The sequence below is a fragment of the Streptomyces ficellus genome (assembly GCF_030406405.1).
Taxonomy (GTDB): Bacteria; Actinomycetota; Actinomycetes; order Streptomycetales; family Streptomycetaceae; genus Streptomyces; species Streptomyces ficellus_B.
The window spans coordinates 17,483-39,144 of the sequence record NZ_JAUEPL010000008.1 but is presented as its reverse complement, the minus strand read 5'-3'; the positions used below and the strand labels follow the sequence as shown (position 1 = coordinate 39,144).

Annotated in this window: 20 protein-coding genes; 9 read left to right on the top strand and 11 right to left on the bottom strand. The window is 68.7% G+C overall.

The window, feature by feature from the left end; translation table 11 throughout:
• Window positions 1-9 precede the first annotated feature (9 nt).
• The 6 genes from gyrB to dnaA all read right to left on the bottom strand — a co-directional run bounded on the left by gyrB (window position 10) and on the right by dnaA (window position 9,497).
• On the bottom strand, window positions 10-2,082 hold the full coding sequence (gene gyrB / locus QWM81_RS08410) for a DNA topoisomerase (ATP-hydrolyzing) subunit B (protein ID WP_290111198.1): 2,073 nt from the start codon (window positions 2,080-2,082) through the stop codon (window positions 10-12).
• Window positions 2,083-2,735: 653 nt separating this feature from the next.
• Window positions 2,736-3,284, bottom strand: a complete 549-nt coding sequence (locus QWM81_RS08405; protein WP_290111076.1) for a DciA family protein — start codon at window positions 3,282-3,284, stop codon at window positions 2,736-2,738.
• Window positions 3,285-3,400: 116 nt separating this feature from the next.
• A complete protein-coding gene (gene recF, locus QWM81_RS08400) occupies window positions 3,401-4,522 on the bottom strand; it encodes a DNA replication/repair protein RecF (RefSeq protein ID WP_290111074.1) in 1,122 nt (373 codons plus the stop codon).
• A 58-nt stretch (window positions 4,523-4,580) separates the two neighbouring features.
• Entirely contained in the window at window positions 4,581-5,471 is an 891-nt protein-coding gene (gene gnd / locus QWM81_RS08395; RefSeq protein ID WP_290111073.1) for a phosphogluconate dehydrogenase (NAD(+)-dependent, decarboxylating), read from the bottom strand.
• A gap of 157 nt (window positions 5,472-5,628) precedes the next feature.
• Entirely contained in the window at window positions 5,629-6,759 is a 1,131-nt protein-coding gene (dnaN, locus tag QWM81_RS08390; RefSeq protein WP_290111072.1) for a DNA polymerase III subunit beta, read from the bottom strand.
• 962 nt (window positions 6,760-7,721) lie between these two features.
• Window positions 7,722-9,497, bottom strand: coding sequence for a chromosomal replication initiator protein DnaA (gene dnaA, locus QWM81_RS08385; RefSeq protein ID WP_290111071.1), 1,776 nt, complete (start codon window positions 9,495-9,497; stop codon window positions 7,722-7,724).
• Between the two features lie 361 nt (window positions 9,498-9,858).
• Between dnaA and rpmH the strand changes: the two genes are divergently transcribed.
• The 9 genes from rpmH (at window position 9,859) to QWM81_RS08340 (ending at window position 16,645) form a co-directional block, all read left to right on the top strand.
• Window positions 9,859-9,996, top strand: a complete 138-nt coding sequence (gene rpmH / locus QWM81_RS08380; RefSeq protein ID WP_018846094.1) for a 50S ribosomal protein L34 — start codon at window positions 9,859-9,861, stop codon at window positions 9,994-9,996.
• Between the two features lie 20 nt (window positions 9,997-10,016).
• A complete protein-coding gene (gene rnpA, locus QWM81_RS08375) occupies window positions 10,017-10,388 on the top strand; it encodes a ribonuclease P protein component (RefSeq protein WP_290111070.1) in 372 nt (123 codons plus the stop codon).
• Window positions 10,385-10,711 (top strand): membrane protein insertion efficiency factor YidD, encoded by a 327-nt coding sequence (gene yidD / locus QWM81_RS08370; protein ID WP_290111069.1) that lies wholly within the window; start codon window positions 10,385-10,387, stop codon window positions 10,709-10,711. Before rnpA ends, yidD begins: the two co-directional genes overlap by 4 nt.
• Before the next feature lie 3 nt (window positions 10,712-10,714).
• The gene (gene yidC, locus QWM81_RS08365; RefSeq protein ID WP_290111068.1) at window positions 10,715-11,953 is read left to right on the top strand and encodes a membrane protein insertase YidC; all 1,239 of its coding nucleotides are present in this window, start codon (window positions 10,715-10,717) and stop codon (window positions 11,951-11,953) included.
• Between the two features lie 14 nt (window positions 11,954-11,967).
• A complete protein-coding gene (locus tag QWM81_RS08360) occupies window positions 11,968-12,477 on the top strand; it encodes a Jag family protein (RefSeq protein ID WP_290111067.1) in 510 nt (169 codons plus the stop codon).
• 121 nt (window positions 12,478-12,598) lie between these two features.
• Window positions 12,599-13,309, top strand: coding sequence for a 16S rRNA (guanine(527)-N(7))-methyltransferase RsmG (gene rsmG / locus QWM81_RS08355; protein WP_290111066.1), 711 nt, complete (start codon window positions 12,599-12,601; stop codon window positions 13,307-13,309).
• 235 nt (window positions 13,310-13,544) lie between these two features.
• Window positions 13,545-14,621 carry a ParA family protein gene (locus QWM81_RS08350; protein ID WP_290111197.1) on the top strand — a complete coding sequence of 359 codons (1,077 nt, stop codon included), beginning with the start codon at window positions 13,545-13,547 and terminating at the stop codon, window positions 14,619-14,621.
• Window positions 14,618-15,712 (top strand): ParB/RepB/Spo0J family partition protein, encoded by a 1,095-nt coding sequence (locus tag QWM81_RS08345; protein WP_290111064.1) that lies wholly within the window; start codon window positions 14,618-14,620, stop codon window positions 15,710-15,712. Before QWM81_RS08350 ends, QWM81_RS08345 begins: the two co-directional genes overlap by 4 nt.
• Before the next feature lie 315 nt (window positions 15,713-16,027).
• Window positions 16,028-16,645: a GNAT family N-acetyltransferase gene (locus QWM81_RS08340; protein ID WP_290111062.1), complete on the top strand. Its 618-nt coding sequence runs from the start codon at window positions 16,028-16,030 to the stop codon at window positions 16,643-16,645.
• 120 nt (window positions 16,646-16,765) lie between these two features.
• Here the strand turns inward: QWM81_RS08340 and trxA are convergent, their stop codons facing one another.
• The 5 genes from trxA to QWM81_RS08315 all read right to left on the bottom strand — a co-directional run bounded on the left by trxA (window position 16,766) and on the right by QWM81_RS08315 (window position 21,585).
• Window positions 16,766-17,113, bottom strand: coding sequence for a thioredoxin (gene trxA, locus QWM81_RS08335; RefSeq protein WP_290111061.1), 348 nt, complete (start codon window positions 17,111-17,113; stop codon window positions 16,766-16,768).
• A 47-nt stretch (window positions 17,114-17,160) separates the two neighbouring features.
• Window positions 17,161-18,135 carry a thioredoxin-disulfide reductase gene (gene trxB / locus QWM81_RS08330; protein ID WP_290111060.1) on the bottom strand — a complete coding sequence of 325 codons (975 nt, stop codon included), beginning with the start codon at window positions 18,133-18,135 and terminating at the stop codon, window positions 17,161-17,163.
• Between the two features lie 125 nt (window positions 18,136-18,260).
• Entirely contained in the window at window positions 18,261-18,968 is a 708-nt protein-coding gene (locus QWM81_RS08325; protein WP_353938284.1) for an RsmA family anti-sigma factor, read from the bottom strand.
• 188 nt (window positions 18,969-19,156) lie between these two features.
• Window positions 19,157-19,861, bottom strand: coding sequence for an RNA polymerase sigma factor SigM (sigM, locus tag QWM81_RS08320; RefSeq protein WP_290111058.1), 705 nt, complete (start codon window positions 19,859-19,861; stop codon window positions 19,157-19,159).
• A 23-nt stretch (window positions 19,862-19,884) separates the two neighbouring features.
• Window positions 19,885-21,585: a protein kinase family protein gene (locus QWM81_RS08315; RefSeq protein WP_290111057.1), complete on the bottom strand. Its 1,701-nt coding sequence runs from the start codon at window positions 21,583-21,585 to the stop codon at window positions 19,885-19,887.
• Window positions 21,586-21,662 lie beyond the last annotated feature (77 nt).

Here is a 21,662-nt window from a genome sequence, read left to right as displayed (position 1 = left end):
GAGACCGACTCAGATGTCGAGGAAGCGGACGTCCTTGGCGTTGCGCTGGATGAACGAGCGCCGCGCCTCCACGTCCTCACCCATCAGCACCGAGAACAGGTCGTCGGCCTGGGCCGCGTCGTCCAGCGTGACCTGGCCGAGCACCCGGTGGTCCTGGTCCATGGTGGTGATGCGCAGTTCCTCGGCGTTCATCTCGCCCAGACCCTTGAAGCGCTGGATGGAGTCCTCGCGGATGCGCTTGCCGTTCTGCTTGCCGAGCTCGACGAGCGCGTCGCGCTCGCGGTCCGAGTACGCGTACTCGAAGTCGTCCCGGCCCCACTTGATCTTGTACAGCGGCGGGCGGGAGAGGTAAACGTGCCCCGCCTCCACCAGCGGCCGCATGAAGCGGAAGAGGAAGGTCAGCAGCAGGGTGTTGATGTGCTGACCGTCGACGTCGGCGTCCGCCATCAGGATGATCTTGTGATAGCGGAGCTTCTCGATGTCGAAGTCCTCGTGCACACCGGTGCCGAAGGCCGAGATCAGCGCCTGGACCTCGGTGTTCTGAAGGATCTTGTCGATCCGGGCCTTCTCGACGTTCAGGATCTTGCCGCGGATGGGCAGGATGGCCTGGTACTCCGGGTTACGGCCGGACTTCGCCGAGCCGCCCGCGGAGTCACCCTCGACGATGAAGATCTCGCACTTGGTCGGGTCGTTCGACTGGCAGTCGGACAGCTTGCCCGGCAGCGAGGCACTCTCCAGCAGACCCTTGCGGCGGGTCAGGTCGCGCGCCTTGCGGGCGGCGACGCGGGCGGTGGCGGCCTGGATGGCCTTGCGGATGATGTCCGCCGCCTCGTTGGGGTTGCGGTCGAACCAGTCGTTCAGGTGCTCATGGACGACCTTCTGCACGAAGGTCTTCGCCTCGGTGTTGCCCAGCTTCGTCTTGGTCTGGCCCTCGAACTGCGGCTCACCGAGCTTGACCGAGATGATCGCCGTCAGACCCTCGCGGACGTCCTCACCGGTGAGGTTGTCGTCCTTCTCGCGCAGCAGCTTCTTGTCGCGCGCGTAGCGGTTGACGAGACCGGTCAGCGCGGCGCGGAAGCCCTCCTCGTGCGTACCACCCTCGTGCGTGTGGATGGTGTTCGCGAAGGAGTAGACACCCTCGGTGTACTGGGAGTTCCACTGCATCGCGATCTCGACCGAGAGCATCCGCTCCTTGTCCTCGGCCTCGACCGAGATGACGGTGGGGTGGATGAGCTCGCCCTTGCGCGAGTTCAGGTACTTCACGAAGTCGACGATGCCGCCTTCGTAGTGGTACGAGACGGTCCTGGCCGGCGCCTCCCTCGCCGTCTCCGCGGCGTCGGGGTCGTCGGCGTTCATGGTCGCCTTGGCGGACTCGCGCTCGTCGGTCAGGGAGATGCGCAGGCCCTTGTTGAGGAAGGCCATCTCCTGGAAGCGGCGCGAGAGCGTCTCGAAGGAGTAGTCGGTCGTCTCGAAGATGTCCGGGTCGGCCCAGAACGTCACCGACGTACCCGAGTCCTCGACCCGCTCGTGCCTGGCGAGCGGGGCGGTGGGCACGCCGAGTTTGTAGTCCTGGGTCCAGCGGTAGCCGTCGCGCTTGATCTCGACGGAGACCCGGGAGGACAGCGCGTTCACCACGGACACGCCGACGCCGTGCAGACCGCCGGAGACGGCGTAACCGCCGCCGCCGAACTTGCCGCCGGCGTGCAGGACGGTCAGGACGACCTCGACGGCGGGCTTCTTCTCGACGGGGTGCATGTCAACGGGGATACCTCGCCCGTTGTCCACGACCTTGACGCCGCCGTCCGCGAGGATGGTGACGTCGATGGTGTCCGCGTGCCCGGCCAGGGCCTCGTCGACGGAGTTGTCGACGACCTCGTACACCAAGTGGTGAAGGCCACGCTCACCGGTGGAGCCGATGTACATGCCGGGCCGCTTGCGGACCGCGTCCAGACCCTCGAGGACGGTGATCGCGCTGGCGTCATACGACGAGGTGACCTCGCCGTTCTCGCCGGCGGCAGTGGACAGAGTGTTCTCGTTGGGGTTGCCGGAATCGGCCACGAAGCGCCCTTTCTGGCACAGCACAAGCCGTCTCTCCGGGCATCCGGGAGCGGCTGCGTCGCTCGACATGTTCCGCAGTGGGCGGGATTACCTACCAGTCTACCGGTAGCTCTGACACTAATGGGGGTTTGCCGGTACCTGAGTCCGCATGTGCCGCCCTGAACCGGAGCCGACCGACTCCCCATATCCGGGAAGGGGCTCCAAGAGGCTCACGCCGCCACTCAGCGCTTCGGCCTGTCAACCTCCAGCAACGGTGACGACCACCTCATCCACCCCTCGCGCCCCGCGCGACCGAGCCACCCCGAAGGGCACCCTGTTGCCTCCCCGTTTGTGTCCCCGCGCACGTGTGTCTTCGCGCACGCGCACGCGTAGGCGCGCGTGGGCGGGGTGCGGGCGGGGGTGCGGGTGCGGGGAGGGATGGAGTGGGGGGAGCATGGTCGCGATGCCCACCCATGCCAGGCGCGGGAGCGTGGGCGCGGCGCGGGGCCCGGGGGCGGAGTGCCCGGTTGGGGAAGGGGCAGGGTGGGGGGCGAACCGCCGTGGGCACTTGGGGCACCAGGGGCACCACGGGCAGGGGCACCGCTGGCACCGCGAGCACCAAGCGCACCGCGGCACCACGGGCGCGCGCCCGGCCAAGCAGACGGGCCCACCCGGCCAGAGCCCCGCCCTTGATCGCGTCAGCCGTACGTGTCGCCGGGCCCCGTACTCCCCGGTGCCCGCAACGGCCCGTACCCCCGGCGCGGCCCGCCCGGCCCCAGCACCTTGATCACCCGGACGGTGCCCTGCCCCAGGTCCTCGTTCAGGCGGGCCACCAGCCGCGGGGCCAGCAGCCGCAGCTGCGTCGCCCACGCCGTGGAGTCGCACTGCACCGTGAGCACCCGCTCCTGCGGGTCCTCGTCGTACCGCAGCGGTACGCAGTGCTTCGCCAGGTCCTCGCCCACGATCTGCGGCCACCGCCCCATCACGCCGCCCACCGCGGCCGGGGTCTCCCACCCGCGCTCGGTGATCAGCCGGTTGATCGCGGCGCCGAGCGGCAGCGGATCACGCCCGTCCGCCCGCGCACCCGAGCGCAGCCCGCCGCCGCGCTTGGCCTGCTTCTTCTGTGCGGCGGCAGCGCCCCGCGCCTTCGCCTGCTCCTTCGCCGCGCGCAGCGCGACCCGCGCCAGGTCGACACCCGACGCCTCAGGCACCGCCGGAACGGAGTGCACCGACGGCCCCGCCGGCATGGAGTGCCCCGACGGTCCCGAGGACACCGAAGGCCCTGGCGACACCGAAGGCCCCAAAGGTCCCGCTGGCCCCATCGGCCCCGAGGACCCCAAGGGCCCCGGCATACGATCCGCCGTCACAGCCGCTCCACCGACCCCTCCGACACCTCGTACCGCACCCCCGCCAGCACCCCCGGCACATCGTCGTCAACCGCCGCCGTCACCAGCACCTGCTCACCCGGCGCGACCAGCTCCGCCAGCCGCTCCCGGCGCCGCGCGTCCAGCTCGGCGAAGACGTCGTCAAGGACGAGCACCGGCTCGTTGCCCTCCGACCGCAGCAGATCGTACGAGGCGAGCCGCAGCGCCAAGGCGTAGGACCAGGACTCCCCGTGGCTCGCGTACCCCTTTGCGGGCAGCTCGCCGAGCTTGAGCACCAGATCGTCGCGGTGCGGGCCCACCAGCGTCACGCCCCGCTCGATCTCCTGCTTCCGCACCTCCGCCAGCGCGCCGAGCAGCCCCTCGTACAGCGCCTCCCGCCCATGCACACCCGCGGCCACCGGCCCCCGGTACTCCAGGCCCACCGGCCCGCCCCCGGGCGCCAGCTGGTCGTACGCCTTGTCGGCCAGCGGCTGCAACGTGGCGACCAGATCCAGCCGCTGCGCCAGCAGCTCCGCGCCGGCCCGCGCCAGGTGCTGGTCCCACACGTCGAGCGTGGACAGGTCCATGGAACGGCCGCCGTGCCGCCGCGCCATGGCCGCCGACTTCAGCAGCGTGTTGCGCTGCCTGAGCACCCGCTCGTAGTCGGACCGCACGCCCGCCATCCGTGGCGAGCGGGCCGTGACGAGCTCGTCCAGGAAGCGCCGCCGCTCCCCCGGATCACCCTTGACCAGCGCCAGGTCCTCCGGCGCGAACAGCACCGTCCGTACGATCCCCAGCACATCGCGCGGCCTGACCTGCGACGACCTGTTGATACGGGCCCGGTTCGCGCGCCCGGGGTTGAGCTCCAGCTCGACCAGCTGTGACCGCTCCCCCTGCCGGACCGCCGCCCGGATGATCGCGCGCTCGGCGCCCATGCGTACCAGCGGGGCGTCGGACGACACGCGGTGGCTGCCCAGCGTCGCCAGGTAGCCGACCGCCTCGACCAGGTTGGTCTTGCCCTGCCCGTTCGCGCCGATGAACACACTGACGCCCGGATCGAGCGGGACCTCGACCCGGGCGTACGAGCGGAAGTCGGCCAGCGACAAATGCGTGACGTGCATGATGTGCGCCGACCTTCCCCCGGCATGCCGTGCACCGCCGGGTGCACAGCCTGTGGATCTACTTCTTGGACTCGCCCGCGGACTCGACCGCGTGGCCGCCGAACTGGTTGCGCAGCGCGGCGATCATCTTCATCTGCGGCGAGTCGTCCTGCCGGGACGCGAACCGCGCGAACAGCGACGCGGTGATCGCCGGCAGCGGGACCGCGTTGTCGATGGCGGCTTCCACGGTCCACCGGCCCTCGCCGGAGTCCTGTGCGTAACCGCGCAGCCGCTCCAGGTGCTCGTCCTCGTCCAGTGCGTTGACGGCCAGGTCGAGCAGCCAGGAACGGATGACCGTGCCCTCCTGCCAGGAGCGGAAGACCTCGCGTACGTCGGTGACGGAGTCGACGGCCTCCAGCAGCTCCCAGCCCTCGGCGTACGCCTGCATCATGGCGTACTCGATGCCGTTGTGGACCATCTTCGCGAAGTGGCCCGCGCCGACCTTGCCGGCGTGGACGGAGCCGAACTCGCCCTCCGGCTTGAGCGCGTCGAAGATCGGCTGGACCTTCGCGACGTTCTCGGCGTCGCCGCCGTACATCAGCGCGTAGCCGTTCTCCAGGCCCCACACGCCGCCGGAGACGCCGCAGTCGACGAAGCCGATGCCCTTCTCGCCCAGCTCGGCGGCGTGCTTCTCGTCGTCGGTCCAGCGGGAATTCCCGCCGTCGACGACGACGTCACCGGGGGAGAGCAGCTCGGCCAGCTCGTCGATCGTGGACTGGGTCGCGGCACCGGCCGGGACCATGACCCAGACGACGCGGGGGCCCTTGAGCTTGCCCACAAGCTCTTCGAGGCTGTGGACATCGGCGACGTCCGGGTTGCGGTCGTATCCGATGACGGTGTGGCCAGCGCGGCGGATGCGCTCGCGCATGTTGCCGCCCATCTTGCCGAGGCCGACGAGACCGAGCTCCATCAGAGATTCCTCAATCGTTGTGTGCCGTGTTCGTACCCGCGTCCGAGACTACGCCCGGACGCGGGCGCACACCTGTGGGGTCAGGCGCTCATCAGGCGCCCCGCCCTGGAAGCCGTCAAGGCGTCAAGGTGTCATCCCGCCAAGGAGCGTCTGGGCGTCAGCCGCTGAGACGCACCGGCATGATCAGGTACTTGTACGCCTCGTCCGCCTCCGCGTCGACCGCCGGCTTGCCGCTCAGCAGCGCGGGCTTGGTGGAGGTGGTGAAGGAGAGCTGGGCGACCGGGGAGTCGATCGCGCTCAGGCCGTCCAGCAGGAAGGTCGGGTTGAAGGCGATCGAGATGTCGTCGCCCTCCAGCTGGGCGTCGACCCGCTCCACAGCCTGTGCGTCGTCGCTGGAACCGGCCTCCAGGATGAGGACGCCCTGCTCGAAGGTGAGCCGGACCGGCGTGTTCCGCTCGGCCACCAGCGCCACACGCTTGACGGCCTCTACGAACGGCGCGGTCTCGATCACCGCGACGGAGTTGAACTCGGTCGGGAAGAGCGTCCGGTACTTCGGGAGGTCGCCCTCGAGCAGGCGGGTGGTGGTGCGCCGCCCCGCGCCCTCGAAGCCGATCAGGCCCTCGCCCTTGCCCGAACCCGACAGCGCCAGCGTGACCGTGTCGCCGTTCGTCAGCGCCTTGGCGGTGTCCAGCAGCGTCTTGGCGGGCACCAGGGCGACCGCCGAGGCGTCCGGGGACTCCGGCTTCCACAGGAACTCGCGCACCGCGAAGCGGTAGCGGTCGGTGGACGCCAGCGTCACCGTGTCGCCCTCGATCTCGATGCGTACGCCGGTGAGGACGGGCAGCGTGTCGTCGCGGCCCGCCGCGATGGCGACCTGCGCGGCGGCGGAGGCGAACACCTCGCCGGGCACGGTGCCGGTCGCGGTCGGCATCTCCGGCAGCGCCGGGTACTCCTCCACAGGCAGTGTGTGGAGGGTGAAGCGGGAGGAACCGCAGACCACCGTCGCCCGTACACCGTCTGTGGAAATCTCCACCGGGCGGTTGGGGAGGGCGCGGCAGATGTCGGCGAGGAGGCGGCCGGAGACGAGGACCGTGCCGTCCTCCTCCACCTCGGCCTCGACCGAGACCCGCGCGGAGACCTCGTAGTCGAAGCTGGAGAAGCTCAGCGCGCCGTCCTCGGCCTTCAGCAGAAGGCCCGCGAGTACGGGCGCCGGCGGACGGGCCGGGAGGCTACGGGCCACCCAGGCCACCGCCTCCGCGAGTACATCGCGCTCCACCCGGATCTTCACCGGAACCGCCTCCTGCTGTTGCTGGCTCTTCGTCGACTGCGGGAACCAGTCTGACGCACACCACCGACACTCGGTGCGGCTCGGGGTCAAGTCGCGACAAGAGGCAGCGGACGCTCCGGGCCCGAGTTGTGCACAGGCCCCACTTCGAAGCGAATTCCCCGGTAACTATGAGTGGGAGTAGTAGTAGGGCCTGTGGAAACCGTGGATAACGCCATCCATCCAGGTCAGACCAGGTTTTTTGTCCACCGCGCCTGTGGGCGGCGCCCGTGGACAACCGCCCCTTTCTGTGGACGCGCGAAAGTTCTGCACACCCGATGCACAGCCCACAGGTACTTCTCCCCAGTGCCGTCCCCAGTTTTACCCAGCTTCCCCACAGCCCAACCGACCCCCTTGGTGTGACCGCTTTCACTCGGCGCGGTGAGCCCGGGCGTTTCGTTGCCGAACAGTGGACAGCCGTGTGGAGAAGCTGTGGACCACGGAGCCGCGCCTGTGGGCTGCCGGTGGACAACGATGATCGCCGCCTGTGGACAGAGAGTGCGTCCACAGGCTGTGGAGCACGGTCGGCCACAAATCCACAAGGCGCTGACCTGGGGAGACGGTGTCCACACATCCCACCCTGTGGATGCGATCGGGACAACTCCGCAGTCCCCAGGCTGTGGATCGAGGATCGCCCCCAGATCTGTGGAGAACCGGGTGACAGCCCGATGTATTCGAACAGCGCGAGGTGGCGCCGGTGGGACTCCGAGGGCAAACGCGGGACCACGACGCGCTACGACCCCGCCACGGCGCGACCCACGACGGGACAACGGGCGCGGGCAACGGGCGCGGGCAACGGGCGCGGATGGCGGATGGGCGACACCGGATGCGGGCACCTGGTGCGGGCATCGCATGCGGACAACCCACGCGGACAACGGCGAAGGGCGCCCCCGGACGGTGTCCCAGGGCGCCCTTGAAGGCTCGCGTCAGCCGTTCTTGATGCGGTTCGTCAGCTCCGTCACCTGGTTGTAGATGGAACGCCGCTCCGCCATCAGCGCCCGGATCTTCCGGTCCGCGTGCATCACCGTCGTATGGTCACGGCCGCCGAACTGGGCGCCGATCTTCGGCAGTGACAGGTCGGTCAGCTCCCGGCACAGGTACATCGCGATCTGCCGGGCCGTCACCAGCACGCGGCTCCGCGACGAGCCGCACAGGTCCTCCACCGTCAGCCCGAAGTAGTCGGCGGTCGCCGCCATGATCGCGCCGGCCGTGATCTCCGGGGCCGCGTCCTCGCCGCCGGGGATGAGGTCCTTCAGCACGCCCTCGGTCAGGACCAGGTCGACCGGCTGCCGATTGAGGCTGGCGAACGCCGTCACCCGGATCAGCGCCCCCTCCAGCTCACGGATGTTGCGCGAGATGCGGGAGGCGATGAACTCCAGGACCTCCGGCGGGGCGTTCAGCTGCTCCTGCACCGCCTTCTTACGGAGGATCGCGATCCGCGTCTCCAGCTCGGGCGGCTGTACGTCGGTGGTCAGGCCCCACTCGAAGCGGTTGCGCAGCCGGTCCTCCAGGGTCATCAGCTGCTTGGGCGGCCGGTCCGAGGAGAGCACGATCTGCTTGTTGGCGTTGTGGAGCGTATTGAAGGTGTGGAAGAACTCCTCCTGCGTCGACTCCTTGCTCGCCAGGAACTGGATGTCGTCGACCAGCAGGATGTCCACGTCCCGGTACCGCTTGCGGAAGGTGTCACCCTTGCCGTCGCGGATCGAGTTGATGAACTCGTTGGTGAACTCCTCCGAGCTCACGTACCGCACGCGCGTTCCGGGGTACAGGCTGCGCGCGTAGTGCCCGATCGCGTGCAGCAGGTGCGTCTTGCCGAGGCCCGACTCCCCATAGATGAAGAGGGGGTTGTACGCCTTGGCCGGGGCCTCCGCGACCGCGACGGCGGCCGCGTGCGCGAATCGGTTGGACGACCCGATGACGAACGTGTCGAAGAGGTACTTGGGATTCAGCCGTGCGTGCGGCTCACCGGGGCGCCCCGATCCGGCACCGCCCTGGGGCCCCGCTCCGGTGCCCGTGCCGGGAGCGCCGCCGCCCGCCCGGTGCCGGCCCTGCGGCTCGGAAAGGTCATGCCGGTCGCCGCGCTGCTGATCGTAGGGAGAAGGGTCGGACGTCTGCGGGCCCCGGTAGTCGCGGTGCGGCTGCTGCGGGCGGGCCGTCGCGTACGGGTCGCGCTCCTGGTAGCCACCGAGGCGCTGCTGCTGCCAGGACAGGTCCTCCTGGGTACGCGGCCACGCACCGGGTTCGGGGCGCTGCTGCTGGTAGTCCGGGTAGGCGGGGCGCACGGTCGGCAGCCCGTCGTCGGGCATGGGGCGGTGCCCGTAACCGCCGTCGTACTTGTCGTACGGCTCGTTCTGCTGGCGCTCGTCGTAGCGCGGCTGGTGCTGTTGCTGCTGACGGCCGGGGGGCGCCGATGGCGCGGGCGCGTCTCCGGCGGAGTCGTCGACGGTGATCGCGATCCGGATGGGGCGGCCGCACTCGCGGCTGAGCGTGTCGCTGATCAGCGGGGCGAGCCGGCCCTCCAGTACGCGCTTGCCCCATTCATTGGGGACGGCGAGCAGAGCCGTGTCCGCGACCAGGGCCAGCGGCTGGCAGCGCTCGATCCACTGCTTGTCCTTCGGCTCGATGCCCTGCTGGCCGTCGCCGAGGAGCTGCTCGAGCACTCGTGGCCATACTGCGGCAAGATCAGCAGGTACATCGGCCACAGGGCACGCTCTCTCACAGGTCCCACGAATGTGTGGTTCTCGGGACGGGATGGGAAGGACAGGCAGGAAAGGAATCCGGGTCCGGCCACGGTAGTCGCGGCGGCTCGCGTGGTTCAAGTCGTTGTCCACAGCCTGTGCATAGTGGAGCCCGGCACGGCACCGGTTTGACCGGATGGCGTAGCCGCGCGTACCGTAACCAGGTCGAGTTGTCGATGGCTGCTGCCGCCTGCCTCCGATGGGCAAAGATCATGGTCAGTGATCGTGAAGCGGTGCACTCGGGCGTATTGCGAGCTACTCGTGGGCGCACGGTGACAGCCAGGCGATGTCCCGCCACCACACGAAAAACTTCTGGAGCCCCCGAGTGAGCAAGCGCACCTTCCAGCCGAACAACCGTCGTCGCGCGAAGACCCACGGTTTCCGCCTGCGCATGCGTACCCGTGCCGGTCGCGCCATCCTGGCGAACCGCCGCAGCAAGGGTCGCGCCAACCTGTCCGCCTGATCGCTTTAACAGGTCATGACGTGCTGCCTACCGAGAATCGGCTGAGGCGGCGCGAGGACTTCGCGACCGCGGTACGCCGAGGACGCCGGGCCGGCCGCCCGCTCCTCGTCGTCCATCTGCGAAGCGGTGCAACGGACCCGCACGCGTCCGGGGAGAGCGCTCCCCCGACACGTGCGGGTTTCGTCGTCAGCAAGGCGGTGGGCGGCGCGGTCGTGCGTAACCAGGTGAAGCGCAGGCTGCGCCACCTGATGCGTGACCGGCTGCCTTCGCTGCCCCCCGGTAGCCTGGTTGTAGTACGGGCGCTGCCCGGAGCGGGCGACGCCGACCATGCACAGCTGGCCCGAGACCTGGATGCCGCCCTTCAGCGGTTGCTGGGAGGGGGCGCGCGATGAAGTACCCGCTGCTGGCTCTCATCAAGCTGTACCAGTGGACGATCAGCCCGCTGCTCGGCCCCGTCTGCCGGTACTACCCGTCGTGTTCCCACTACGGATTTACGGCCATCGACCGGCATGGCGCGGTGAAGGGCACGGCGCTGACCGCCTGGCGCATCCTGCGGTGCAACCCGTGGTCGCCGGGCGGCGTGGACCACGTGCCCCCGCGCAAGCGCCCTCGGTGGCACGAAATGCTGCGCGACGCACTGCGCGGCGGCAAGGGCGGGCACTCCGCCGAGACGAGCCCGGCCGCAGAGACCTCGCCCAATGCTCAAGGAGCCTGATTAGTGGACACGATTGCCAGTCTGTTCAGCTTCATCACCACGCCCGTCTCGTGGATCATCGTCCAGTTCCACAAGCTGTACGGGGCGGTCTTCGGCCCGGACACGGGCTGGGCCTGGGGCCTTTCCATCGTGTCCCTGGTGGTGCTGATCCGGATCTGTCTGATCCCGCTCTTCGTGAAGCAGATCAAGTCGACCCGGAACATGCAGGCGCTCCAGCCGAAGATGAAGGCGATCCAGGAGCGCTACAAGAACGACAAACAGCGTCAGTCCGAAGAGATGATGAAGCTGTACAAGGAGACGGGTACCAACCCGCTCTCCTCGTGCCTTCCCATCCTGGCGCAGTCGCCGTTCTTCTTCGCCCTGTACCACGTACTGAGCAAGATCGCCTCGGGTGACACGATCGGCGTCCTCAACCAGAACCTGGTGAACAGCGCCCGTGAGGCTCACATCTTCGGGGCCCCGATCGCCGCGAAGTTCATGGACGACCCAGGCAAGGTCCAGGCGCTCAACGCCTCGCTGGTGGATGTCCGCATCGTCACCGCGATCATGATCATCCTGATGTCGCTGTCGCAGTTCTTCACGCAGCGCCAGCTGATGCAGAAGAACGTCGACCTGACGGTGAAGACGCCGTACATGCAGCAGCAGAAGATGCTCATGTACATCTTCCCGGTGATCTTCGCCGTGATGGGTATCAACTTCCCGGTCGGTGTCCTCGTCTACTGGCTGACCACCAACGTGTGGACCATGGGCCAGCAGATGTACGTGATCAACCAGAACCCGACGCCCGGCAGCAAGGCCCAGGACCACTACCTGCAGCGCCTGCTGAAGAGCATCACCGCGCACGGCGAGGTGCGTGGCCGCCGTCGCCGTAGTGTCCTCCAGGCGATCGTGGCCAAGGGGCCGGACCGCAACGAGAACGAGCGGCGCTTCATCGGCGCTCTGGCCAAGGCCGGGTTCTCGCCTCAGGCCGATGGCACCGTCGCGAAGGTCGACCCCACCACCGCCGAGGCGGAGAGCGCCGCGGCGGCCCGTCGCCAGCAGCCCAAGCGCCAGCCCAAGGCGAAGCGTCAGGCCGGGGGCGCTCAGCAGTCCACGGCGAAGACCTCCCTGGAAAAGGCGGACGAGCCCGAGGACGCCAAGCCCAAGCAGCCGGCCAAGTCCGCCGGCGGTTCCGCACGCCAAGCCAAGTCCGGACAGCGCAAGGGCCAGCAGCGGCCCAAGCACCCGTCGTCCAAGAAGTAAGAAGGAGTCCATCCGTGACGGAAGGCACCACCTCCGCCGCTGAGGCTGGCGACACCCTCACCCGCCTGGAGCAGGAGGGCGAGATCGCGGCTGACTACCTCGAGGGTCTGCTCGACATCGCCGATCTCGACGGCGACATCGACATGGACGTCGAGGCGGACCGCGCCGCCGTCTCGATCATCAGCGACTCGGGCAGCCGGGACCTGCAGAAGCTCGTGGGCCGGGACGGCGAGGTGCTGGAGGCCCTCCAGGAGCTGACGCGTCTCGCGGTGCACCGGGAGACAGGAGACCGCAGCCGGCTGATGCTGGACATCGCCGGTTTCCGGGCGAAGAAGCGCACCGAGCTCGCCGAGCTCGGTGCCAAGGCCGCGGACGAGGTGAAGTCCACCGGTGAGCCGGTGCGGCTGGACCCGATGACCCCGTTCGAGCGCAAGGTCGTGCACGACGCGGTGGCCGCCGCCGGTCTGCGCAGCGAGTCCGAGGGCGAGGAGCCGCAGCGCTTCGTCGTCGTGCTCCCTGCCTGAGTCCCATCGTTGTGTCGGCCCCGTCTGTTCGCAGGCGGGGCCGATCTTTGTCAGCCAGATAATCACTGATCACTGGTAGTCCGCACCCAGTGCGGTAACGCGGTACGGAAGGACGGTCCCCGTGACGGAGGCAGAAGAGCTTCCCCATGCGCCTCAAGAGGCGCGGACGGTTTTCGGCGAGTTCTTCCCGGAAGCTGTCCGGTACGCGGAGCTCCTCGCGGACGCGGGGGTCAAGCGCGGCCTGATCGGCCCCCGTGAGGTACCGCGGCTGTGGGAGCGTCACCTGCTGAACTGCGCGGTGCTCTCCGAGGTCGTACCCGAAGGGGTCACGGTCTGCGATGTGGGCTCAGGAGCCGGCCTGCCCGGTATCCCGCTGGCGCTGGTCCGCCCCGATCTGAAGATCACCCTCCTTGAGCCACTGCTGCGCCGTACGAATTTTCTTCAGGAAGTCGTGGAGTTGCTGGGCCTCGACCATGTGACCGTGGTCCGTGGACGGGCCGAAGAGGTCCTGGGGAAGCTGCCACCCGTGCATGTCGTGACGGCGCGTGCCGTCGCCCCGCTGGACCGACTGGCGGGCTGGGGCGTGCCCCTGCTGCGTCCGTACGGAGAGATGCTCGCGCTCAAGGGTGACACGGCCGAGGAGGAGCTCCAGGGGGCCCGGGCCGCACTGAGCAAGCTGGGCGTCGTGGAAACCTCGGTGCTGCATGTGGGCGAAGGCATCGTTGATCCTCCGTCGACCGTCGTGCGGGTGGAGGTCGGCGAGAGCCCCGGCGGAGTGAGGTTCGCCGCCAAGCGGGCCAAGGCAGCCAGGCCGTCCCGCCGTCGTCGCTGACGCCTGGTTGATCCTCATACGTACGCATTTCGGAGTGTCGTGACGCCCTGGCCCTGTGGCGAGTGCATCAATGTTTCACGTGAAACGTCGCTCACTGCTGCAGGGAATCATCAGCCGCGGCCGCGCGGCTGCCACACCACGCGACCGTAAGCAGCCCACGAGGGTTACGGAGTTGTCCACAAAGGTGGAGTTCTCCACAGAACCACGGGCCTCGCTGGTTCACGACCCCGAAAGCATGGCAGGCTCTGTTCATCGCGAGCCTGAAGCCGAGGAGAGTGAATCCTTGCGGTCCGACGCCAACATCGCGGGACCGATGACCGATCCGGTCCCCGGTCCCCGCACCGAATCGGCGGGGGAGGATGTTTCACGTGAAACACCGCCCCCGATGGACGACACCCCCATTGGTCGATCTGCCCAACTGGCGGTGGAGGCTCTGGGCCGTGCAGGCGAGGGGCTCCCTCGTCCTGAGCAGACCCGCATCATGGTGGTCGCCAACCAGAAGGGCGGAGTGGGCAAAACGACCACGACGGTCAACCTTGCTGCTTCGCTGGCACTGCATGGTGCCCGGGTGCTGGTCATTGACCTGGACCCGCAGGGCAATGCCTCCACGGCGCTCGGCATCGACCACCATGCCGAAGTCCCCTCGATCTATGACGTCCTGATCGACAGCAAGCCGCTCTCCGATGTGGTCCAGCCAGTCCCGGATGTCGAAGGACTCTTCTGCGCCCCGGCCACCATCGATCTCGCCGGTGCGGAGATCGAGCTGGTGTCACTGGTCGCTCGGGAGAGCCGACTCCAGCGCGCCATCCAGGCGTACGAGCAGCCGCTGGACTACATCCTCATCGACTGCCCGCCGTCGCTCGGTCTGCTGACCGTCAACGCCCTGGTGGCCGGTGCGGAGGTACTCATCCCGATCCAGTGCGAGTACTACGCACTGGAGGGGCTGGGCCAGCTGTTGAGGAACGTCGACCTGGTGCGCGGTCACCTGAACCCGACCCTGCATGTGTCGACGATCCTGCTCACCATGTACGACGGCCGCACCAGGCTCGCCTCGCAGGTGGCCGAAGAGGTCCGCAGTCACTTCGGTGACGAGGTGCTGAAGACGAGCATCCCGCGTTCCGTCCGTATCTCGGAGGCTCCGAGCTACGGCCAGACCGTGCTCACCTACGATCCCGGTTCCAGTGGCTCGCTCTCGTACCTCGAAGCGGCCCGCGAGATCGCCCTGCGGGGAGTCGGTATTCACTACGACGCCCAGCACGCCCATGTGGGCAGCCAGAACAACCAGCACAGCATGTCGGAGGGGATCCAGTGAGCGAGCGACGTAGAGGATTGGGGCGTGGGCTGGGTGCGCTGATCCCCGCGGCTCCCCAGGAGCGGCCGGCGGCGGCCGTGGTGGGGACGGGGTCGACCTCCCCGGGGGCGATTCCCTCCCTGACGGCCGAGCGAGGGGTGGCGGCCGCGAAGGTGGCGACTCTGCCGCAGAGCGCAGCGCCCGTGGACAGCGAGGTTCCGGCCCCCGAGCCGGACATGGTGACAGAGGCTGAGACCCCGGCCGGTGCCCACTTCGCCGAGCTGCCGCTGGATGCCATCACGCCCAACCCGCGCCAGCCGCGTGAGGTGTTCGACGAGGACGCGCTCGCCGAGCTGGTCACCTCCATCAAGGAAGTCGGGTTGCTTCAGCCCGTCGTCGTGCGGCAGCTTGGCCCCGAGCGCTATGAGCTCATCATGGGCGAGCGCCGCTGGCGGGCCTGCCGTGAGGCGGGGCTGGAGCGGATCCCCGCGATCGTCCGTGCCACCGAGGACGACAAGCTCCTGCTGGACGCCCTGCTGGAGAACCTGCACCGGGCCCAGCTGAATCCGCTGGAAGAGGCCGCGGCCTACGACCAGCTCCTGAAGGACTTCAACTGCACGCATGACCAGCTGGCCGACCGCATCGGGCGTTCGCGTCCGCAGGTCTCCAACACGCTGCGCCTGCTGCGGCTGTCGCCGCCCGTCCAGCGCAGGGTCGCCGCCGGTGTGCTGTCGGCCGGGCACGCGCGGGCCCTGCTCTCGGTGGAGGACCCCGAGACCCAGGACAAGCTGGCGTACCGCATCGTGGCCGAGGGGCTCTCGGTCCGGGCGGTGGAAGAGATCGTGACGCTGATGGGCTCGGAACCCAGCAGCACGCCCAAGGCAAAGGGGCCCCGAGCCGGTACCCGGGTCTCACCGGCGCTCTCCGAGCTTGCTTCCCGGCTCTCCGACCGCTTTGAGACGCGGGTGAAGGTCGACCTGGGCCAGAAGAAGGGCAAGATCGTCGTGGAGTTCGCCTCGATGGAAGATCTGGAGCGGATTCTCGGCACCCTGGCTCCGGGCGAGAAGCGGGTGCTGGAAATGGGCCTCTCGGACCAGGACGACGAGGGCTGATCCTCCTCCGCACGTCGGGGCGCAAGGCTCTGAGGGCGGGCCGTGGTCCGGTATTCACCGAAACACGGTCCGCCCTTTGGCCTCTTCCCGTATGCGCGTCATCACCCGATCGATACGATGCGTTCTGGTATGCGCATCCGCCTGATCCACCGTGGAGGGAGAGCCAGGCATGCGAGAGGTGAGCCGCAGCCAACTGGTGACAGCAGGACTGGGACTCGGTGCGGTAGGCGGGTTCATCGGCAGCCTGCTCCGGGAACGGAGCGCGCTGTCAGCCGCTCGTGGAGCGGCCGGCGAAGGAAGTGAGGAGCAGCCTTCATGGGGCGTCGGCTCGTACCGCTCACGTTGGACAACCTTCCGGATCTCCCCAAACGCTGCCGTGCGTGCGTCTTCTGGGAACTTGATCCGGTCAGTGGAGAAGCCGCAGTAAAGGCGGGCACCCCCGAGCTGGAAAAGGAAGCCTGGATCTCCGCCGTACTGCTGGACTGGGGCTCCTGCGGCCGCGTGGTCTACGTGGACGAGGTGCCCGTGGGATTCGTGCTCTACGCGCCGCCCGCTTATGTGCCGCGCTCGACGGCGTTCCCCACGAGTCCGGTCTCGCCGGATGCCGTTCAGCTCATGACGGCATGGATCATGCCGGGTTACCAGGGGCAGGGTCTTGGCCGGGTGATGGTGCAGACGGTGGCGAAGGACCTGCTGCGCCGGGGCTTCAAGGCGATCGAGGCGTTTGGCGACGCCCGGTGGAAGGAGCCCGCCTGTGTGCTCCCGGCAGACCATCTGCTGGCCGTGGGCTTCAAGACCGTGCGTCCGCACCCGACCTATCCCCGGCTCCGACTGGAACTGCGAACGACGCTCTCCTGGAAGGAAGACGTCGAGCTCGCACTCGATCGCCTGCTGGGTGCCGTACAGAAGGAACCCGTGCTGCGCCCGCTCTAGGGCAGCACCTGCCTGAGGAAGCCGAAGCCGAAGCCGAAAGCTGGAAGCTGGACAGCGAAACGCCGAGCGGCCCATCCCTGATTGGGATGGGCCGCTCATGTTTCACGTGAAACGGTGGCGTCAGGCCTTGGCAATCTCGTCACCGAGGTAGGGCTCGAGGTCGCGGACGATCGCGGCCTTCGGCTTGGCGCCGACGATGGTCTTGGCGACCTCGCCGTTCTGGTACACGTTCAGCGTCGGGATCGACATGACGCCGTACTTCGCAGCCGTGGTCGGGTTCTCATCGATGTTGAGCTTGACGACCTTGATCTGGTCGCCGTGCTCGGTGGCGATGGCCTCCAGCGACGGAGCGATCTGACGGCAGGGACCGCACCAGGCAGCCCAGAAGTCCACCAGGACAGGCTTGTCGCTCTTGAGGACGACCTCCTCGAAGGTGTCGTCGGTAACGTTCTCCAGGGCGCCGGCCACGGCGGCCTCCTTAACTTTCGCGGGGTGTGGGGTGGGGAATGGAGAGATCAGACCGCAGGAGTCTTCTCCGGCTCGGCGGTCTTCTCGCTGTCCGCAAGCGCGGCCAGGTAGCGCTCGGCGTCCAGGGCGGCGGAGCAGCCCGTACCGGCGGCCGTGATGGCCTGGCGGTAGGTGTGGTCCACGACATCACCGGCACCGAAGACACCAGTGATGTTGGTACGCGTGGAAGGGGCCTCCACCTTGAGGTAGCCCTCGTCGTCCAGCTCCAGCTGGCCCTTGAACAGCTCGGTGCGCGGGTCGTGGCCCACGGCGATGAACAAACCAGTGACCGGCAGCTCGGAGGTTTCACCCGACTTGGTGTTGCGCAGGGTCAGACCCGTGAGCTTCTGCTCCCCGTGAATCGCGGCGACCTCGCTGTCCCAGGCGAACTTGATCTTGGGGTCGGCGAAGGCACGCTGCTGCATGGCCTTGGAAGCCCGCAGGGTGTCCCGGCGGTGGACGATGGTGACGGACTTGGCGAACCGGGAGAGGAAGGTCGCCTCCTCCATGGCGGTGTCACCGCCACCCACCACGGCGATGTCCTGGTCCTTGAAGAAGAAGCCATCGCAGGTGGCACACCACGAGACGCCCCGACCCGACAGCGCGTCCTCGTTCGGCAGACCCAGCTTGCGGTGCTGCGAGCCGGTCGTCACAATCACGGCCTTGGCACGGTGCACGGTGCCGGCCGTGTCGGTCACCGTCTTGATGTCACCGGCCAGGTCGACCGCGACCACATCGTCCGGGACCAGCTCGGCGCCGAAGCGCTCGGCCTGGGCCCGCATGTTGTCCATGAGGTCGGGGCCCATGATGCCGTCACGGAAGCCGGGGAAGTTCTCCACGTCGGTCGTGTTCATCAACGCTCCACCGGCGGTGACGGCACCTTCGAAGACCAGCGGCTTCAGTGAGGCTCGCGCCGTATACAGCGCAGCCGTGTAGCCGGCGGGCCCGGAACCGATGATGATCACGTTACGGACGTCGCTCACGGGTTTCTTCCTCGTCTCTGCAGACTGCCTACTGCCTACGGGGGCCGGGTCAGGACTCTCACCCCACCCAACGGATCCTACGGGGCCCGCATTCCCGAGGCGGCCGAGCGGCACGAAGGCGTGAGTCAGGGACGAGGGTAGGCGTGCGTCAGCAGGACGTCAGCCTTGGCGCCCTGTGCCTTGCTGATGCAGGACGCGTCAACCACGTATGCCTGCACATGCGAGGGATCCGTCGGGTGCGGCATGACCACCAGATAAGCCTGTCGTCCCTCGTATGTGCCCGGCTGCGCGGCGAGAGCCTGGTCACTGCGGCCGGTCCCCGCCTGGATGCACGACGGGACCGTCACGTCCTCCGAGAACATCGTCGAGGGGCTGGACTGGTTATCCAGGGAGCGGGACCGCGGCGGGGTCTTGTCCGGACCGGTGCCTTCTTCGGCGGTGAGCAGTGACTCGACACGGTCCTCGACAGCCATGCCGGAGAACATCGTGTCGCGTGCGGTGCTGCTGGTTGTGTCGGGCTTCTTTGAGCCTGCCGTGTCATTCATGGAAGGCTGCGCCGCCTGGAAGAGAAGAACGCTCACTCCCACGGCCGCGGCGCCCAGGACCGCGCCCAGCACCGCGTGACGGCGCCGACGCCGTGCAGGGCGGCCGCGCCCCGGGCCGGTGGCCGCACGCGGACGACCGGCGGGCCGGTCGGCGTGAACAGGCTCGGGCACTACAGACGCGGACGCTGTTTCACGTGAAACATGCTCCGTCTCTGCGGGGGCGGTGGCGTCCAGGAGCGCTTCGGCGGCCAAGGCCGCGTCAATGCGCTCGGCGATGTCGGTCGGCATCCGGGCAGGGCCCGGCAGGGTGCCCAGCAGCCCACGGATCTCCTCCAGGGAGGTCCGGACGTCGGCACAGAGTGCGCAGCCGTCCACATGCGCCCGAACGTGGGCGGTACGGGACGGCGAGAGGAGCCCCTCGGTGAGGTCGGAGATCTCCGAGACGTCCGGGTGCTGAGTCGTGTCGGTTGTGGATGTCACGCGCGCCCACCTCCGCCCTTCACAGCAGCAGGATCACTTGGTCCTGCGTCCCTTGGTCCCGACACCGGTGGGACGGATGTCCCCGGCGTCCGGTTCCTTCCCCTGTCGAGGCTGCCCTTATCCACGGTGTCACCGCGCAGATGAGTGAGCATCGGAAGCAAGCGGGCCCGGCCGCGTGCGCAGCGGCTCTTGACGGTTCCCGTCGGTACGTCGAGGACGCGTGCCGCCTCGGCGACGGGATAGCCCTGCATGTCCACCAGGACGAGCGCGGCGCGCTGGTCGGCGGGGAGCTTGGCCAGTGCGGCCAGCAGCTCGCGGTGGAGATCCTGCCGCTCGGCCGGGGCCTCCGCCGACTCATGAGGCTCCAGGAGCTGTTCCAGCCGTTCGGTGTCGTCGACGGGCGATGTCTTGCGGGAGGCGACTTTGCGGGCTCGGTCGAGGCAGGCGTTCACGGTGATGCGGTGCAGCCACGTGGTGACGGCGGACTGGCCACGGAAGGTGTGGGCGGCCCGGAAGGCGGAGACGAGAGCGTCCTGGACGGCGTCGGCGGCCTCTTCCCGATCCCCCAGTGTGCGCAGCGCGACAGCCCAGAGCCGGTCGCGATGGCGGCGTACCAGCTCACCGAAAGCGTCTGGATCTCCGGCGACGTGACGCGTCAGGAGTTCCTGGTCGCTCGCGCTGCCCCGCTCGGCATCGTCCAACGGTGAGCCCCCTCCCTGTGCCGTCAGGTGGTGACCTTGACGTTAGTGATCCTGCCGCGGAAGTAGCCGTCGTTGCCCGAGGGCAAGTTCGTCAGCCAGACCAGAACGTACCGTGTCGTCACCGGTTTCCCGGGCTTCAGGGCCACCTCTGTTCCGCTGCCCGTGGCGGCCTCCGTGAAGCCTTGGAGGCTCGTCGGCGCCGCAGTGGCATCCGCCGAGGCGGTTCTGAGTTCCACCGACGTCTCACCCAGGAACGACACCTCGACCGCGCCGACGGGCTGGGCCTTGCCCAGATCCAGCACAATGCCGACGCCAGGCTTCAGGTTCCCCAGGTTCGCTCCCCTGTAGCCGTCCGTCGGCCAGTAGGTGCTGGGATCGTCGTCGTAGGCGTTCCCTATTTCCCAGGGCTTCTCCTGGCCATCCGTGCCGAGGGGGTCGAAGTCATGGGCGTCTTCGATGGCGATCGGCTTGCCGGGCTCGTACGCCTTCTTGTCCTCGTCCGGGGCGTTCTGCGGTGCCACCGGGGTTTCCTGCTTGGACTCCCGGTCGAGCAGCTTGTCGGCGACCTGCCAGCTGCCCAGGCCCAGGGCGGCGATCAGGAGCGCCGAGACGGTCCACTTGAGGGCCTTGCCCGTGCGGCTCTGCAGCGGAGGCGGCGGGATCGGTGACGGCTGAGTGACCCCGGTGCTGGGGCGCGAGTGGGGCCGGCCGTAGGTGCCCTGCTGGTAGGTGGTGCGCTGGTACTCGGGCGGGGTGGGGAAGTCCGGCTCCGGCGGGCGGATGCGGGGCATCGCCGCTACTGCCTTGGCCAGCTCGTCCGGGGTGGTGCAGGGGGGCTCCTGGCGGGAGGCCGTCGCGCCGTCGTTGGCCAGGGCGCGCATGGCGATCTCGGACAGCCCGCGGTGGACCCCGGCCCGTACCTGGTCCGGTGGGATCAGCCCGACGCCCTTGGGGAGGCCCGACAGACCGTGCGCGTCGTTCTCGTACGGCCAGCGCTGCGTGAGCGCCGCGTACAGCAGAGCGCCGATCGCCTCGGTGTCGGTGCGCTGAGGACGCTCGGCGCTGATACCACGGAGCGCGGCGTTCACGGCGAGGCCGCGGATCCTGTACTGGCCTGTGGAACTGCGCAGGACGGCGCTCGGGGTGAGCCGCAGATGGGCCAGGCCCTCCCGGTGGGCGGCGGCCATGGCCTGGGAGACCTGGCTGACGAGCTGGTAGGCGTCGTGTGCTTCGAGCGGGCCGGCCGCGAGCAACGCGGTGAGCTCGGTGGCGTCCGGCAGCCACTCGTGGACGACGTAGACGAGGTCGTTCTCCTCGACCGCGTCCAGGACCTGGACGAAACGGGGGTCGCCGAGGAGCGCCGAGGAACGTGCGGCGGCGAGCACCGAGCGGGCCCTCGGGTGGTGCGCGGGGAGGATATGGACCCCGACGGCCCGGCGCAGTTTCTCGTCCACGGCACGCCAGCTGCTGAAGCCGTCCAGACGGGTGACGCACTCCTCAAGCCGGTAGCGTCTGGCGAGCTTGTGGCCACTGTGCAGCTCGGGCGTCGTGATGACGGGCTGCTCGCCGGCCCGTCCCCCGCCGTCGCTGTCCTGGGCGGACCTGTCCGCCGCGTCCTGCGCTTCCGCCACCCCGTCGGTCGCGGCCGTGTCCGCCTTCGCGGTCAGCGGGTCGTCACCGCTGTTGTCGGCCACGTCGACGGCGGCCGTGCTACGTTCCGCCACCGTCGTTCCTGCCTCCCCATCCGATGCGCCATGTCCAACAGCCATGCCAATTGTGCCCACAGTCCGGCGCTATGCAC

Bases quoted from the DNA above. Each gene is read 5' to 3' on its own strand.
- QWM81_RS08405 (WP_290111076.1), bottom strand. From the start codon at position 3,284: ATGCCGGCGGGGCCGTCGGTGCACTCCGTTCCGGCGGTGCCTGAGGCG.
- recF (WP_290111074.1), bottom strand. From the start codon at position 4,522: ATGCACGTCACGCATTTGTCGCTGGCCGACTTCCGCTCGTACGCCCGG.
- gnd (WP_290111073.1), bottom strand. From the start codon at position 5,471: ATGGAGCTCGGTCTCGTCGGCCTCGGCAAGATGGGCGGCAACATGCGC.
- yidD (WP_290111069.1), top strand. From the start codon at position 10,385: ATGAAGTACCCGCTGCTGGCTCTCATCAAGCTGTACCAGTGGACGATC.
- QWM81_RS08350 (WP_290111197.1), top strand. From the start codon at position 13,545: ATGGCAGGCTCTGTTCATCGCGAGCCTGAAGCCGAGGAGAGTGAATCC.
- QWM81_RS08340 (WP_290111062.1), top strand. From the start codon at position 16,028: ATGGGGCGTCGGCTCGTACCGCTCACGTTGGACAACCTTCCGGATCTC.
- QWM81_RS08325 (WP_353938284.1), bottom strand. From the start codon at position 18,968: ATGCCGACCGACATCGCCGAGCGCATTGACGCGGCCTTGGCCGCCGAA.